The sequence below is a fragment of the Spirosoma lituiforme genome, assembly GCF_054776635.1.
The window spans coordinates 1-16,061 of sequence record NZ_BAAHBO010000005.1 but is presented as its reverse complement, the minus strand read 5'-3'; the positions used below and the strand labels follow the sequence as shown (position 1 = coordinate 16,061).

The 16,061-nt window shown below is 50.8% G+C and carries 12 protein-coding genes and 1 rRNA gene; 8 read left to right on the top strand and 5 right to left on the bottom strand.

Going from position 1 to position 16,061, the window contains the following annotated elements:
* The first annotated feature begins 62 nt into the window (after window positions 1-62).
* Both ACYU87_RS17505 and ACYU87_RS17500 read left to right on the top strand, forming a co-directional pair.
* On the top strand, window positions 63-2,198 hold the full coding sequence (locus ACYU87_RS17505; protein WP_461135726.1) for a S9 family peptidase: 2,136 nt from the start codon (window positions 63-65) through the stop codon (window positions 2,196-2,198).
* Window positions 2,199-2,212: 14 nt separating this feature from the next.
* Window positions 2,213-3,850: a M1 family metallopeptidase gene (locus ACYU87_RS17500; RefSeq protein WP_461135375.1), complete on the top strand. Its 1,638-nt coding sequence runs from the start codon at window positions 2,213-2,215 to the stop codon at window positions 3,848-3,850.
* Between the two features lie 97 nt (window positions 3,851-3,947).
* Here ACYU87_RS17500 and ACYU87_RS17495 read toward each other — a convergent pair whose 3' ends face one another.
* Together ACYU87_RS17495 and ACYU87_RS17490 are read right to left on the bottom strand one after the other, a co-directional pair.
* Entirely contained in the window at window positions 3,948-4,895 is a 948-nt protein-coding gene (locus tag ACYU87_RS17495) for a carbohydrate kinase family protein (protein ID WP_461135374.1), read from the bottom strand.
* A gap of 93 nt (window positions 4,896-4,988) precedes the next feature.
* The gene (locus ACYU87_RS17490; protein WP_461135373.1) at window positions 4,989-6,368 is read right to left on the bottom strand and encodes an MFS transporter; all 1,380 of its coding nucleotides are present in this window, start codon (window positions 6,366-6,368) and stop codon (window positions 4,989-4,991) included.
* 121 nt (window positions 6,369-6,489) lie between these two features.
* Between ACYU87_RS17490 and ACYU87_RS17485 the strand changes: the two genes are divergently transcribed.
* Both ACYU87_RS17485 and ACYU87_RS17480 read left to right on the top strand, forming a co-directional pair.
* Window positions 6,490-7,926 carry a BamA/TamA family outer membrane protein gene (locus ACYU87_RS17485; protein WP_461135372.1) on the top strand — a complete coding sequence of 479 codons (1,437 nt, stop codon included), beginning with the start codon at window positions 6,490-6,492 and terminating at the stop codon, window positions 7,924-7,926.
* Between the two features lie 397 nt (window positions 7,927-8,323).
* Entirely contained in the window at window positions 8,324-8,905 is a 582-nt protein-coding gene (locus tag ACYU87_RS17480; RefSeq protein WP_461135371.1) for a hypothetical protein, read from the top strand.
* A gap of 93 nt (window positions 8,906-8,998) precedes the next feature.
* Here ACYU87_RS17480 and ACYU87_RS17475 read toward each other — a convergent pair whose 3' ends face one another.
* From ACYU87_RS17475 to ACYU87_RS17465, 3 genes are all read right to left on the bottom strand, one after another.
* Entirely contained in the window at window positions 8,999-10,144 is a 1,146-nt protein-coding gene (locus ACYU87_RS17475) for a hypothetical protein (protein ID WP_461135370.1), read from the bottom strand.
* 173 nt (window positions 10,145-10,317) lie between these two features.
* Window positions 10,318-11,388, bottom strand: coding sequence for a branched-chain amino acid aminotransferase (locus ACYU87_RS17470; protein ID WP_461135369.1), 1,071 nt, complete (start codon window positions 11,386-11,388; stop codon window positions 10,318-10,320).
* Window positions 11,389-11,532: 144 nt separating this feature from the next.
* Window positions 11,533-12,099, bottom strand: a complete 567-nt coding sequence (locus ACYU87_RS17465) for a cob(I)yrinic acid a,c-diamide adenosyltransferase (RefSeq protein WP_461135368.1) — start codon at window positions 12,097-12,099, stop codon at window positions 11,533-11,535.
* Between the two features lie 133 nt (window positions 12,100-12,232).
* Between ACYU87_RS17465 and ACYU87_RS17460 the strand changes: the two genes are divergently transcribed.
* The 4 genes from ACYU87_RS17460 to ACYU87_RS17445 form a co-directional block, all read left to right on the top strand.
* Window positions 12,233-12,742 carry a hypothetical protein gene (locus tag ACYU87_RS17460; RefSeq protein ID WP_461135367.1) on the top strand — a complete coding sequence of 170 codons (510 nt, stop codon included), beginning with the start codon at window positions 12,233-12,235 and terminating at the stop codon, window positions 12,740-12,742.
* Entirely contained in the window at window positions 12,735-13,952 is a 1,218-nt protein-coding gene (locus ACYU87_RS17455; RefSeq protein WP_461135366.1) for an S-adenosylmethionine:tRNA ribosyltransferase-isomerase, read from the top strand. Before ACYU87_RS17460 ends, ACYU87_RS17455 begins: the two co-directional genes overlap by 8 nt.
* Before the next feature lie 120 nt (window positions 13,953-14,072).
* Entirely contained in the window at window positions 14,073-15,374 is a 1,302-nt protein-coding gene (gene tyrS, locus ACYU87_RS17450; RefSeq protein ID WP_461135365.1) for a tyrosine--tRNA ligase, read from the top strand.
* 571 nt (window positions 15,375-15,945) lie between these two features.
* Window positions 15,946-16,061 (top strand): 16S ribosomal RNA (locus ACYU87_RS17445); the annotation flags it as partial.

Here is a 16,061-nt window from a genome sequence, read left to right as displayed (position 1 = left end):
TGCCCGCCCTGCTGGCAGGCCTGGTAGCGTATAGCGTACAGGCACAGGTACCCGGCCGCCAGATGCAATGGTCTGCCAACGGCAATGCGCTCGCTGCTGTGGAGCAGGGGCAAATTGTTAAAACGGATATCCGCACCAGCCGTAAAACAACGCTGCTGAGCAAAGAGCAACTACGTCGGCCCGGCAGCGATCAGCCAATGCCCGTTGCTGATTTCGCCTTTACCGCCGACAGCGCCCAGGTTCTGATCTTCACCAATACGGCCCGCGTCTGGCGGTACAATACCAAAGGCGATTATTACCTTATCAACCGGGCGAGTGGACAGGTCCGGCAACTAGGCCAGTCGGGCACAAACAAGCGCCCGTCGCAGTCGCTGATGTACGCTAAATTGTCGCCGGATGGCCGTAGCGTCGGTTATGTGAGCGAACATAATCTATTCGTTGAGGATGTTGCCACGGGTAAGATTACCCAGCTTACGACGGATGGAACACGCAAACGTATTAATGGCACCTTCGACTGGGCGTACGAAGAGGAATTTGGTTGCCGGGATGGTTTCCGCTGGAGCCCCGACAGTAAGCAGATTGCCTACTGGCAGGTAGATGCCACCCAGATTCGGGATTATCTGATGCTGAATACCACCGATTCCATCTACTCGCATGTGGTGCCGGTAGAATACCCGAAAGTGGGTGAAAGCCCATCGCCCACCCGTATCGGAATAGTATCCGTATCAGGTAGCCGGGAGGCCGTACCACCGACGACCTGGCTCAACATTCCCGGCGATTCACAGCAGCATTACCTGATTCGTATGGAATGGCTTCCGGCCGCCAACAGCGTCATTGTGCAGCAACTCAACCGGAAGCAAAACGAGAGTAAACTTTTCATCTGCAATCCGGCAACGCAATCCGTGACCTCTATCTACACGGAAACAGACAAAGCCTGGATTGATGGCAAAGCCCGCTGGAGTCGCGACGACCCGAGTGAGTGGGAATGGCTGGAAAACGGTAAGTCGTTTGTTTGGGTATCAGAAAAAGACGGATGGCGGCATCTGTACCGAATGGGGATAGATGGTAAAAAAGAAATAAACCTCACACCCGGTGCGTATGATATTGCCACTATCAGCCATATTGACGAGCCTACCAATCAAATTTATTTTATTGCTTCACCCGACAACACCAACCAGCGGTACCTGTACCGCACTCGTCTGGACGGGAAAGGCAAAGCCGAGCGTGTAACCCCCGCCGGGCTGGCCGGAACGCACGGGTACACCATCTCATCGAATGGCCGCTTTGCCCAGCATACCTTTACCAACTACCAGACGCCACCGTCGCGGGAGTGGATTAGTTTGCCCGATCATAAGGCCGTTAACGAATCGGAAAGCATTGCCGCCCGAACGAAACCCGTTGCTAAATCGAACGTCAGTTTCTTTAAACTCACCACCGACGAAGGCGTAACGCTCGATGGCTGGATGGCGAAACCAACGGACTTTGATAGCACCAGGAAATACCCGATTGTTTTCTATGTATACGGCGAGCCCGCTGGAAGCACGGTAAATGACGATTTCTCCATCGGCCAGAACCGGCTGTTTCAGGGGGGCATGGAAAAAGCGGGGTACATCTACGTCGCGCTCGATAACCGCGGAACACCAAACCTGAAGGGGGCCGCCTGGCGTAAATCAATTTACCGGCAGATTGGTCGGCTCAACATTCGCGATCAGGCGATGGGGGCCAAAAAACTGTTCGCGCAACATGCCTACATCGATACCAGCCGCGTGGCGGTCTGGGGATGGAGCGGGGGCGGGTCGACCACCCTGCACCTGCTGTTCCAGTATCCGGACATCTACAAAACGGGTATTTCGATTGCTGCCGTTGGGAACCAGCTGTTCTACGACAACATCTATCAGGAACGTTACATGGGACTGCCGCAGGAAAATCGGGAGGACTTTATCGCGGGTTCGCCAATTACGTATGCCAAGAACCTGCGGGGTAATCTGCTCTATATTCACGGTACCGGCGACGATAATGTACATTATGACAACGCAGAAGTTTTGATCAACGAACTGGTCAAGTACAACAAGCAGTTTCAGGTAATGCCGTACCCGAATCGTTCGCATAGTATCAGCGAAGGGCCGGGAACGTCGCTGCATCTACAAACGCTTTACACCAACTACTTACTGAAATACTGCCCACCCGGTCCACGCTAACCGCCGTTTCTCCCATGAATCGACTCCTGTCTTTAATTTTAGTGCTGGCCCTGCCCGTTCTGGCTCAGGCGCAGCAATACGAATTTACGCACGACGATACCCTGCGCGGGGCTATTACGCCCGAACGAGCCTGGTGGGATCTGGCCTTTTATCACCTGACGGTTCGGGTGCAACCAACCGATAGTACACTGAGTGGTTCGACCCTCATTCGGTATCGGGTGCTTAAACCCGGGCAGACGCTGCAGGTTGATTTGCAGCGCCCGTTGCGGGTGCTACGGGTGGAGCAGGACGGTAAATCACTTACCGTTCGGCAGGATGGCAATGCTTATTTCGTAACGTTGACGAAACCGCAGAAGCCCGGCCAGACCGAAGCCGTAACGGTGCATTATGCCGGGAAACCACGCGTAGCGAAACGCCCTCCCTGGGATGGTGGGTTCGTGTGGTCACGGGATAAAAGCGGAAACTGGTTCATCGCGACAGCTTGTCAGGGTTTGGGAGCCAGCGCCTGGTGGCCCTGTAAAGACCATATGTACGACGAGCCCGACTCGATGGCTATCAGCGTGACCGTTCCTGAAGATCTGATGGACGTTTCGAACGGTCGGCTGCGCCGGGTAACGACTAATCCCGATCATACCCGCACGTTTGACTGGTACGTGGTCAACCCGATCAACAACTACGGCGTCAATCTGAATATCGGCCATTACGAGCATTGGTCGGAGGAGTACCAGGGCGAGAAGGGCCCGTTAGCGTTAAATTATTACGCCCTGGCCGATCATGTCGATTCTGCCAGAACGCAATTCAGGCAGGTACCAAAAATGCTGAAGGCGTTTGAATACTGGTTTGGGCCGTACCCGTTCTATGAAGACGGCTACAAGCTAGTTGAAACGCCCTACCTCGGCATGGAGCACCAGAGTTCGGTGACGTACGGTAACCATTTTCGGAATGGCTACCTGGGTCGTGACCTTTCCCAAACGGGCTGGGGTCTACTCTGGGATTTTATTATCATCCACGAGTCGGGTCACGAATGGTTTGCCAACAACATCACGTACAAAGATGTGGCTGACATGTGGATACATGAAAGCTTCACCAACTATTCGGAGAATCTGTTTACGGAGTATTATTATGGTAAAGAAGCCGGTGCTCAGTATGTAATAGGCTGCCGTGCCAACATCCGCAACGACCGCCCGATTATCGGCATCTATAACGTAAACCACTCCGGATCGTCGGATATGTATTATAAAGGAGGCAACATGCTGCATACGATCCGGCAATTGGTGGGTAACGATTCTACCTGGCGGCAGGTACTGCGTGGCATGAATAAAACCTTCTATCACCAGACGGTTACGACCAGCCAGATTGAACAGTACATGATTCAGCAAACGGGTCTTGCGCTGAAACCCGTGTTCGATCAGTATTTACGAAGTACTAAAATTCCGGTGCTTGAATACCGTCCGGTAGCCGGCGGGTTTCAGTATCGCTGGACAAACTGCGTGGCTGGTTTTGCCATGCCGGTCCGAGTGTGTGCCGGTGAATCGGGACCTTATTACGTATTAAACCCAACGGCTCAGTGGAAGAAACTGTCTGCAAAAAATGAAACGACCCTGACGATTGATGCCAACTATTACGTACTCAGCAAACGAGTGGAAAACTAGTTGGCAGACGTTGATGAGTATCGAGTCATTCAAAAGTCAAAACAAGTCTTAAGCAAACAAACAGGCCACCGTTTTATATGGTGGCCTGTTTGTTTGCTTATTCAAACTGTTCATAAAGCAATTTTCGGTCAATTCTATCGGGTAGAGGTCCCTGCCGGGTTAGCTTCATTTTGGCTAACGCAGCCCCGACGTGGGCACAGTTGCCGGGCGCATAGCCATCCAGATAAGCCGTCAGAAAGCCAGCCCAATACGCATCACCCGCACCGGTAACATCAACAACATCAATCTTCTTACCCGGTATTCGGGCCTGTTTGGCGCCCCTGTCATACGATACCAGACTACCATTGGGGCCGAGTGTCAGGCAAATCATAGACGCTCCCATCTGGTGAAAATCGCTGAGAATGCGTTCGGGTGTCTGGGGTTCGCCGTAGAGCCGTTCGGCGTCATCTTCGCTGATTTTTACCAGTGCACCCGCTGAACAGTAATCCCTTAAAACCCCCCAGGCCTGCTGGCGATCCGGCCAGATACTTGGTGCGTAATTAGCATCAATGCTGACTTCGCAACCCGCGGCCCGCGCTCGTTTAGCGGCATCAACAATGGTATCCTGCGCCGGTTGTCGGCTTAACGCAAAGCAGGTCGTGTGAAACAGCTGAACCTGCGCCAGTAAGGAATCCGGCAATTGTTCCGGTTTAAGCTGGCAGTCGGCGTGGCGGTAAGCCACAAAATCGGGCGTGCCCGCTGTGCGTGAAACCAGCACAATGCTGCTCGGTTCCAACGGGTCGGCGGTGACGAATTGAACATCTACACCCGATTCTGCAACCTGACGGGTCAGGTAGGTACCAATATTGTCGTCACCTACGCAAGCGACCAACGCCGTTGTATTGCCCAGCCGCGCCATATTTGTGGCCATATTCGCCGGGCTGCCGCCCTGGTACCGCCGGAAATCCTGTGCGTCGAGCAAACTGGTTGACACATGGTGGCCGATCAAATCGGCTAATAGTTCGCCGACAGCAAGGAGGGCGTAAGGTCTTGGTGGAGTCGTCATAGTTACGAAATCGTCTGACCAGGAAGATCCGGCATGGATAGCCCTGCGGCCTGCTGACCAATCAGAGGACCAAAGAAAGGAAAAAGTTTAGACTTAATTTCCGCCTGGTTCAATCGGGAAGGCCGCTTCTTCACTCTGTCTCGTTTCTTTCACCAGAAAGCAGGCACCAGCTGCCAGTAGCAGACAGACACCGGCCAGTGCCAGTGCATTGCGGGGATCGTTCTTCAGCAACGTCGGGTAAAATAGCTGTACCGTCAGGTTATTGATAATCTGCGGCACCACGATAAACCCATTGAAAATACCCATGTAAACCCCCATCCGCTCGGCGGGAACGGAACTGGAGAGCAGCACATAAGGCATGGACAGAATAGAACCCCAGGCCAATCCTACCATCGTCATGCCGATAAAAAAGGCGTATTTGTCATTCGACAGCAACATCGACAGGAAGCCTAGCCCGCCGATGGTCAGGAAAACAGCGTGCGTCGCCCGTCGGCCAATCCGGTTGGCAATGGCTGGTAAGAAGAAGGAAATGGTGAAGCAACCCACATTGAACATGGCAAAGCAGATGTTGCCCCACTCCGTGCCTTCCTGAAAACCCGGCGACTCGGGTGTCGGGGCATTGAACGCATGACGGGCTACTGCTAGTGTTAAGTACTGCCACATCAGCGGCAACGCAAACCACGTAAAGAATTTAACCCACCACAGTTGCTTCATGGTAGAAGGCATCTCCTTGAGGGCTTGAAAAATTTCCCGGAATGCTCCGCCGATGCCACTGCTTTCCTGCTTGGCCCGCTTGAATTCTTCCAGATTGTCGGGGGGGTACTCATCCGTGGTGTATATCGTCCAGAGCACGGCAAGTAATACGGCCAGCCCACCAATGTAGAACGGGTATTTGATGCTGTTGGGAATAACGCCGGCGGCTACTACCGCCGTTGTTGTCAGGCCCAGAAGCCGGAAAATGGTGGGCATCAGGTTCGCCAGCGTCTGACCGAAACCGACGAAGAAACTCTGCACAGCAAACCCCAGATCACGTTGCTGGTCGTTGAGTTTGTCGCCGATAAATGCCCGGAATGGCTCCTGCGTAATGTTCAGACCCGTGTCCAGAATCCACATCAAACTGGCGGCCATCCATAGCGCCGATGAATTCGGCATTAGGAACAACGCCAGGCTGGTAACAATAGCGCCGATCAGAAAGAACGGTTTCCGGCGCCCCCATCGGTTGGACCAGGTGCGGTCGCTGATCGAGCCAATAATCGGCTGAACGATCAGACCCGTTATCGGCCCCGCCAGCCACAGGATTGGAATGTTTGCCTCGTCTGCCTGCAGATACCGAAAAATCGGACTCATATTGGCCTGCTGCAGTCCGAAACCGTACTGAATGCCTAGAAAGCCGAAGCTCATATTCCAGATTTGCCAGAAACTTAAATTAGGTTTAGCGGTAGCGGAGGGTTTCTTAATGTTTCCAGTTTGCATGGATTGTATTATATTTAACAGTCGGGGGTTATCCTTGTCAAGAGCCAACAATAATACGTACTGATTTGCAGGATACGGAGATATTCTTGTCTTATTTTTTCGAAAAGCCGTACTTTTGAGCATGATTCCGAAAAGGTGGCCGATCCTGATTCCGGTGCTTGTATTTTTTGCCTTATCGTCTTTAACCGCTCTTGCATCCGGGACAGCTGACTCGACCCGAAAAGTCATTATTCGGTCTATTACCCTCAAAGGAAACTACCGCACCCGCGACCGAATTATTCTCCGTGAAATGACCCTCCGCATGGGAGACTCCGTTCGGCTGGGCGATTTGCCGGGGCGGGTAGCCTGGGATCAGCGCAATATCAACAACACAACCCTCTTTATCACGGTAGATGCAACCACCCAGATCACGTCGCTGGTCGATTCAACGCAGCTTGCCCAGGTCGATCTGACCATCACCATGAAAGAGCGGTGGTACTTCATTGCTTACCCCGTTTTCGATCTGGCGGATCGGAATCTCAATGAATGGTGGTATGACCGGGGGCGCGATTTGCGTCGGGTTATTTACGGCGCTCATTTGAGTTACCGCAACGTTACAGGCAACAACGACCGACTTCAGGTTATCATTGAGCGGGGCTTTTTGCAGCGAACAATTCTTTCTTATTCAAAGCCTTACATTGATCTGGCCCAGAAGATTGGTCTGCGCGTTGATGTTGGTTACGTAACCAACAAGGAAGTTCCCTACCGGACGCAGTTTGATAAGTGGGTATATACGAAATCGGAAGACGTGCTTCGGGAACGCGTTTATGGGGCGGTAACCCTAACGCACCGGCGTGGACTTTACCACTACCACACGCTCGATACGCGGTACACCCGGAATACCATTGCCGATACCCTGGCCCGGCTCAACCCGGATTATTTTCTGAATGGGCGAACGGAGCAGCATTTTCTGGCAATGTCATACAGCTACCGATACGACCGGCGCGATAATGTTGTGTACCCGTTGCAGGGCACGCTGGTGGCGGCTGGTATCGGCGTATCAGGCATATTGCCAAAAGACGACTTTCATTTTCTGGACCTCTCCGCATCGGCCACTCGTTACTGGTCACTGGGCGGACGTTTCTACCTGGCGGGTAACCTGCGTGCCCGTTCCACCTGGCCTACCCGGCAACCCTATTTTAATCTGCGGGGGTTGGGAAGTTCGGCCGATATGGTGCGCGGTTATGAGCTTTACGTGATCGATGGGCAACGAACGTTTATCTGGCGTAACAGTCTTCGCTATCAGCTTTTTAACGTTCGAAAACAGCTTAACTGGCTCCACGTGCGCCAATTCAATACAGTTCCTATTTCAGCTTACCTAACGGTTTTCGGCGATGCGGGCTACGTGAGCAGTACCTACGCCGAACAGTACCAAAGCCTGTTGGCCAATAAAGTATTGGCTGGTACGGGTATGAGCCTGGATGTGGTAACGTTCTACAACCTGGTGATGCGGTTCAGTGGAACAATCAACGCCCAGGGGAAAGCCGGTTTCTTTTTCAATTTAGCGCAGGAGTTGTAGTCTTCCACTCATTAAATTTCGTGCACAAAGTAGCCGCTAGGTAATCAATTATCCTGATCCGGTTCGATGACACACGGTGCCGTCTACAGTTGACCGTTCACTCGACCTGCCTTTTCTTATGTTAGTGCAGACGCACGCAGGTAACAGCACTGGGGGGGCGGAAATGGCCTGACGGGATTACAGTTACTGGAACAGATAAAAAAACAGCCGCCGGCCAGGCAAAAAAAAGTAAGCCGGATAACGTACCGTCACGTAGCTAAACAGGTTGACAGATAGAAGGTCGTGCTTCTATTGGCTAATTCGCTTACGGGAATGAGGGTTTCTGCTTAGATGGTTAAGTGAGGTAAAATCATCGGCTACTTGTACCTTTATTCCCATATTAATACTTGCAAATTATATGAAGCCAACAACTCTACTGATCATACTAGTACTCGTTTCGCAGGTTCAGCAATCTTGTCGGAGTCGCCAGCAGGCGACCGCGCAAACGGCTGATTCAACAAGTAGGGAGACCAGTTCTGAAACAGTTTCAACGCCGGTCATAACGGGTCATCTGGCTGAGCTTGGGTTGACGCCTGATAGTGATTGGCGGGGGATTAACCTCGGCGACGATTTTACAAAGGTCAAAGCTACCGAAAAAGGAGAGCCGTTTGAGAGCGATGCCAAGCACACGGGCTACACAGTCGAACTAACTAACCTCGAATCCGCTGATGTACTCTACTATCAAACGGATAAGAGAGTGTCGGCTATTGATGTCGATTTGTTCCTGAACACTCGGCAGTCAGTGACGGCCCTACAAAAGGAGTTGAGCGCTTATTTTTCAAGTCGCTACGGCGTTTCCAAACCCATGGCAGGCGGCACCGGATGGACGGGAAAAAAAGGCGAAACCGTTCGGTTAAAAGACGTTTCGAAGGGTAAAGATTTCGGCTTAACGATCAAGATCGCTCCGACGCAAGGCGCAATAACGGCCTCGTCGAAATAGAATTCGCACAATACCCAGGCGGATAAAGTTATGCGCTATCCTTTTACGGATGGATTTGGCCGCCTGGGCGTTGATTCGCTGCGAGGCAGCTCTTCATTTATAATAACCCCAAACCTCTCTGGGAATAACCGACGATTTAGCGATAATGAAGGGAACGATGACCTCTTCCAGCATGGTTCGATGCTGAAGACGGTTATCGACTAAGTGATTGGTGGGAGCGTGTGGCCCCGAGTTTTCTTTAGAATTCGTTAGTGTAAAGGCGATCGGGAGGGCATACGTGCCGCAAAAGTTGGGATCGACATTGGGCAGTGTTTCCAGTGCCCGTTTAACTTCAGCGATAAAGCCGAAGCCAATATTATCCGGGCTGAGGATCGACACATTTTTGATCAGGCCCAGGGAGTCGACATCGAATCCAGCATAGACTCGCCCGTAAATTCCCTGATTGCCGGCCCAGACTGGATAAGTGATCTTATTTCGAAGAATTTGTTTGAAAACCTCCTCTTTACTCAGGTGGAGAGGGTTTTTGCGGGCTACGGCGACCAAAGAATCATAAGTATTCAGGACATCAATAACATCACTTGTTGTCAGTTGCCGGGCAGGAATTTCTGCGTCCAGACCAGCCGACTGATCAGCAAGAGCCTCTAAAAGTGACTTTCTTGACAGGGTAACAAGAGTGGGTGCGGCTTCTCCTTTCTGAATAAAGTACTTTGTTATGACCCGATACTTGTCTCTAACATTCAGATCCTTGTACTGCCTGATGCTGATTGATTCGGCACTATTCAACACATCTAATTGACTGCTTACACTTCGAAGAAGTTTCGTTGGGCCGTTATGAATGATCGAATAATACGTTTGATAAGCCATCCCGGCAATTTCACCTCGTTTTCGTATAAACTCGGTGCCATCAATAGTAAACATTTCCGGAGTGATGGTGTGTACGGTCGAATCTCCGGCAAACCGACATAACACCTCGTTTGTATTCAGATTATAGGCCAACTGGCAGGGAAGCACTTTGCCGGACCTATCTAGCCTGACTTGTCCTGCCTGCCAGACGGGATAGGTCAGAAAAGGGCTACCCAACTGTGTGATTTTGTGATGTGTAGCATTCGCGCTGGACGCACCGTATGTGTCCATGGTGGTAAAGATGTGCCCGTCCTTTTCCTGATAGACGAGAATCTGACCCTGACTGGTCAGGTAAAACATCGCCAAGGCAAAGATCAGTACATAGAACCGAGACATAGCAGAAAATTGATCGCAAAAGAAGGTAGAATATGTATGGCTAAATAACGTATTAAATCAATAATATCATAAAATAAGATAATTTCGTAAAAGGATTTTTTAGCTGGAAAATCCTGAAAACGCAAAAGCCCCGGCCATCTGGTCGGGGCTTTTGCGTAAGGGTTACGTACAATCTATACCTGGTGCATCCAGCCAAACGTGTCTTCTACTTTACCCGTGCGCAGGTCGGACAGATAATCCTTGATACGAGCAGCAAAAGACTCTTCGGGAGCGAACTCAGGAAGCATGTAATCTTTACCATGGTAACCAATAAGCGAATAAGGGGAGGACCCTACCGCGGTTCCGGCTCCGAACGCTTCGGTTAATCGACCGGACTCAATAGCACCAATAATTTCGTCGATAGAGACAAGGCGTTCTTCAACCTCCATGCCCCAGCTCCGGGCAACCTGCAAGATCGAATCCCGGGTAACACCTTTCAGAATTGAATCGGAGGTGGCCGGGGTCACCAGCTTGCCATCAATGACGAACATGATGTTCATGGTACCCGATTCCTCAATGTATTTATGCTCGCGGGCATCCGTCCAGATCAGCTGGTCGTATCCCTGTTGCTGAGCCAGCATCGTCGGGTACAGCGAGCCACCATAATTACCCGCACATTTGGCATAGCCAACGCCACCGGGTGCCGAGCGAATGTATTCCGTCTCGACTTTAAGTTTTGGTGGGTTTGTATAATAGGCACCTACGGGGCAAGTAAAAATGCAGAAACGATACGTTTTCGACGGAGCTACACCCAGGTACGTATCTGTCGCAAACATATACGGACGCACATACAGTGAACTGTCCGGTGTACCCGGTACCCAGTCGGCATCCACGCGCAGCAGCGCTTCAAGACCACCAATAAACACCTCTTCGGGCAGTGTAGCCATGCACATACGGCGGGCCGACTCATTGATCCGTTCGAAGTTGGCGTAAGGACGGAACAGAAATACTTCGTTGGCCTCGTTTTTAAACGCTTTCATGCCTTCAAAAATAGACTGACCATAATGCAGCGACGACAGAGCGGGGCTTAGCGTGAAATTGTCAAACGGTACAATCGTCTGATTTTGCCACTGACCATCTATGAAATCGGCCACAAACATGTGATCCGAGAAATGTTTTCCGAAAGGCAGGTGATTAAAATCTACCTCCTGAATACGGGAGCGTTCCGCCTTCCGTAGTTCAATTTGCAATACGTCCGTCGTCATAACAGCTTGTGGTTAATACATTAGCCCGCTTTTGAACTGGCTGTGGCAAAGCTAAAAAATTAGATTGAGTAAGTTAATTGTCAAGACAACTTTTTTTTAGTGACTACTTTGTCCGACAGAATTAGGTTTGCAACGGGCTCAACACTAGGTTCTCGGCAGCCAGGTAACCTCTTCTGTGCTCAACTCTTGTGCCATTTTACGGCCCAGAACGAAGAGGTAGTCAGACAGGCGATTTATGTACTGCAAGACGAACTCGTCGACGCCGGTACCCGCTTGTGCAGTGGTATCATTGAGGGCAATGATCAGGCGTTCGGCCCGGCGGCAAACCGTTCGGGCGAGGTGACAGAACGATACGGCCTGATGGCCACCGGGCAAAATGAAGGCCCTTAATTCGGGCAGTTCGGCGTCCATAGCGTCCATGGCCTCTTCCAGTAAATAGACATCAGATGGCGTAATGGCGGGCATAGCCCGCTTCGGTGCTTTTTCGGGATCGGTGGCCAGTTCAGCCCCGATGGTAAACAGCCGGTCCTGAATTTCTTTCAATAACTCCTTTCGTCCGTGATTAACGGGCTGATCACGAACCAGTCCAATCCATGAATTAAGTTCATCTACGGTACCGTACGCATCAATCCGTAAATCGGCTTTGCTTACCCGACGGCCACCAATCAACGCCGTTTGTCCTTTGTCGCCTGTTTTTGTGTAAATCTTCATAGTACGTACTTAAACCTAAATGCTCAACAAGTGGCTAAGCTAACGGATTTACCGCGTTCGAGCCTTACCTTTGCGCCCTGATTTAAGCAGCTAGTTGGTATGGCCCATTAAATCGCACATTCTAATCATTTACATGAAAGTAGGTACTTTTTTCGTACGTGTCTGGCGCATCGTGTCAATCGCCGGATTCCTATTCGCTTTATTCAGCAGCTATATTTCGTATCCGGATGCGGTTACCGTTCGTTTCGACGAGCTGAACCGTTCCGTTCAAACACTCGATCGGGAGTTTATTTTTTATCTGGCAATCGGCATTTTTATTGTCAATAATACGCTGCTTGACCTTATTGCCCGGTTATTCGTTAAGGTGCCGACGGCCCAGCTTCCTATACCGAACCAGGCCGCCTGGGCGGCTGATCGTCCTCAGCTGAATAAGGTTTTCAAGAACTGGTTCAATGCCCTTACCGCTTCTGTCAATACAATTCTGGGATTGGGTTTGCTGGTTCTTTCGTTTCTTAACCGATCTGACCGCCCTATCCGGGCCATCGAACATGCCTGGTTGCTACCGCTCAGTACAGCCCTCATTATTATCGTGCTGGTTTCGCTGCCCGTTCGTTTGTCCATGAAGCCCGATAAAGATGACTGAACAGAATGAGTCGTTGCTGCTGAGTCAGTTTCAGTACGATCTTCCCGACGACCGTATTGCGCGCTTTCCATTAGCCCGGCGCGATGCCTCAAAACTCCTCGTGTATCAGGGCGGGAACATCAGCCATCAACAGTTTTCGAATCTGCCGGAACTGCTACCCGAGAATAGTTTTCTGGTTTTCAATAACACGAAGGTTATTCCGGCCCGACTGCATTTCACCAAACCAACGGGAGCGGTCATTGAATTATTTCTGCTCAACCCTTTCCCTGCCGACCAACCAATTTCACTGGCTATGGAAGCCACAGGTTCGGCCATCTGGCAGGGTATGATTGGCAACCGTAAGCGATGGCGACCGAGCGAGACGCTGGAAACCACCTTATCGACACCCCTCGGCGAGGTTACGTTAACGGCTTCCTGGCACGATTATGATCAGTCGGCTGTTCGGCTTAGCTGGCAACCGATCGCGTTTACCTTTGCTCAGATTGTTCAGTATGCGGGTGAAATTCCGTTGCCACCTTACCTCAAACGCGACGCAACTGATGCCGACAGAGATACGTACCAAACCATTTATTCAAAGCAGGAGGGAGCCGTAGCTGCACCCACTGCCGGACTGCACTTTACGCCTGCCGTATTCGAGGCAATCAGCAAGCGCGGGATCAGCCATGACTACCTGACATTGCATGTGGGGGCGGGTACATTTCAACCGATCAAAACGGACGACGTGAGGCAACACCATATGCACACGGAGCAGGTCGTATACACGCAGCAAACCATTCGACACTTGCTTGAACACAAGGACACCATTATTGCTGTTGGCACCACCTCCATGCGGGCGCTGGAAAGTCTGTACTGGATGGGAGCCAGATTGATCCGCAAGGAAGCAGAGCCCTTTCGGCTCGACCAGCAGTATGCTTACCAGGTTCCGGTGGCTCAACAGCCGAGCGTGGCCGATTCACTAGATGCCGTCCTGACGTATCTCCGTACTAAAAACGAAGAGTCCGTCGTAGCACAGACGGGTATCTATATTACACCCGGCTATAAAGTCAGGTTGTGCCGAGGCATTGTAACGAACTTCCACCAGCCCGGCTCAACGCTAATTCTGCTGATTGCTACCCTCATCGGCGACGATTGGAAACGCGTCTACGCCGAAGCGCTGGAAAATAAGTACCGTTTCCTGAGTTACGGCGATTCGTCCCTGCTTTTGCCATAAAATTTTACTTTTGCGAACTCAAAGAGCGAAAGAGTGCAAGAGCGATAGAGCGGTCCGTAAACATGACTGTAAACCACTCTCTCGCTCTTTCACTCTCTCGCTCTTTCACTCTTTACAAACATGAATTTCATCGAAGAACTCCGCTGGCGTGGTATGCTGCACGACATGACACCCGGCACTGAAGAACAACTTCAGAAAGAAATGACTTCCGCCTATATTGGCTTCGATCCTACGGCAGCGTCACTTCATATTGGCAATCTGGCCACGGTCATGCTCCTGGTGCATCTGCAACGGGCCGGCCATAAACCATTTGCTCTGGTTGGTGGCGCTACAGGTATGATCGGTGACCCATCAGGGCGTTCGACGGAGCGTGATTATTTGTCGGAAGAAACACTACGACACAATCAGGAAGGTATCCGGACCCAGCTTTCTCGTTTCCTCGACTTCAGCGCTGGGGCGAACGCTGCGCAGATGGTCAACAACTATGACTGGTTTAAAGAGATGACCTTTCTGGATTTTCTACGGGAAGCGGGTCAGCACATAACTGTCAATTATATGGTTGCTAAGGATTCGGTAAAAAAGCGGCTGGATACCGGCTTATCGTTTATGGAATTCTCGTATCAGCTTCTGCAGGGATACGACTTCTACTGGCTATATAAGAACCGGAATGTACGCCTGCAAATGGGTGGCTCTGATCAGTGGGGAAATATTACAACAGGAACGGAACTGATTCGGCGCAAAGAAGGCGGTCAGGCGGATCTTCGGGAGGAGCACCACGCTTTCGCACTGACCACTCCGCTAATCACGAAGGCCGACGGGACTAAGTTTGGTAAATCAGCTGGAGGGAACGTCTGGCTCGATCCTGCCATGACATCTCCCTACCAATTCTATCAGTTCTGGTTAAACGCTACCGACGCCGACTGTCCCCGCCTGATTCGAGTCTTCACCCTGCTCACACGAGAGGAGATCGAGGAACTGGAACGTCAGCATAACGCAGCACCACATTCGAGATTACTGCAAAAAGCAATTGCAGAAGATGTGACAACGCGCGTTCATTCGCAAGCTGGGTACAACCTGGCCGTTAAAGCGTCGGAGGTACTATTTGGGAAAGCAACGCTCGAAACGCTGCGCTCTATCCAGACCGATGAATTTGACGTTATTTTTGAAGGAGTTCCTCAAACGGAGGTATCGGCTGACGAATTAGCGAATAGTAAAGACATCACAGACCTGTTATCTGTCGCCAGCAGGGGCGAAATATATGCTTCGAAAGGTGAAGCTCGTCGAGCCATCTCACAAAATGCGGTAAGTATCAACAAAACGAAAATTACTGATCCTGCCTCTTCAGTCGATCTCGAATGGCTACAGGGCCGCTATGTGCTCATTTCGAAGGGTAAAAAGAACCACCTATTGAAAAAAGTTTAAACATTTTTCAATGGCTAAATCACTGATAATTGGCGACTTGCAAATCACTGTTTAGCAAGTCGCCAATTATTTTGGGGATAGGGCTTGACAGGGGGGCAAAAAGCACCTACCTTTGCACTCCCAAACATCGGGAATGAGTTGATACCACAAGCGAAAGCCCCTGACAATCAACCCATTGCGTGCAATACCCTGACAATCAATTGCAAAATTTATTTTCAGTTTTACTTGACAAACCAAAAACAGTCTCGTACCTTTGCACTCCCAAACAATGAGGGAACTTGATCGCTGAGTCGTAACAAACTTACCATCAAGCAGTTACCGAGGAAAAGAAGAAAAACAAACAAAAAATATTTTTCAACTTTTACTTGACAATCGGGAAATAAGGCGTACCTTTGCACTCCCAAACAACGAGACACACACTAACAACGGTTAGTCTACTACTCAACCACGCTTCGACCAACGGGTCAGGCGCCAAGTTCTTTGACAAACGGTCAGCACAAGACAACTCAACTTCACGACTTCGGTCGTCGGTTGAACAAGACAGATGAACTTCGGTTCATCACAATTATTTACGATGGAGAGTTTGATCCTGGCTCAGGATGAACGCTAGCGGCAGGCCTAATACATGCAAGTCGAACGGGTCGCAAGGCCAGTGGCAAACGGGTGCGTAACGCGTAAGCAACCTGC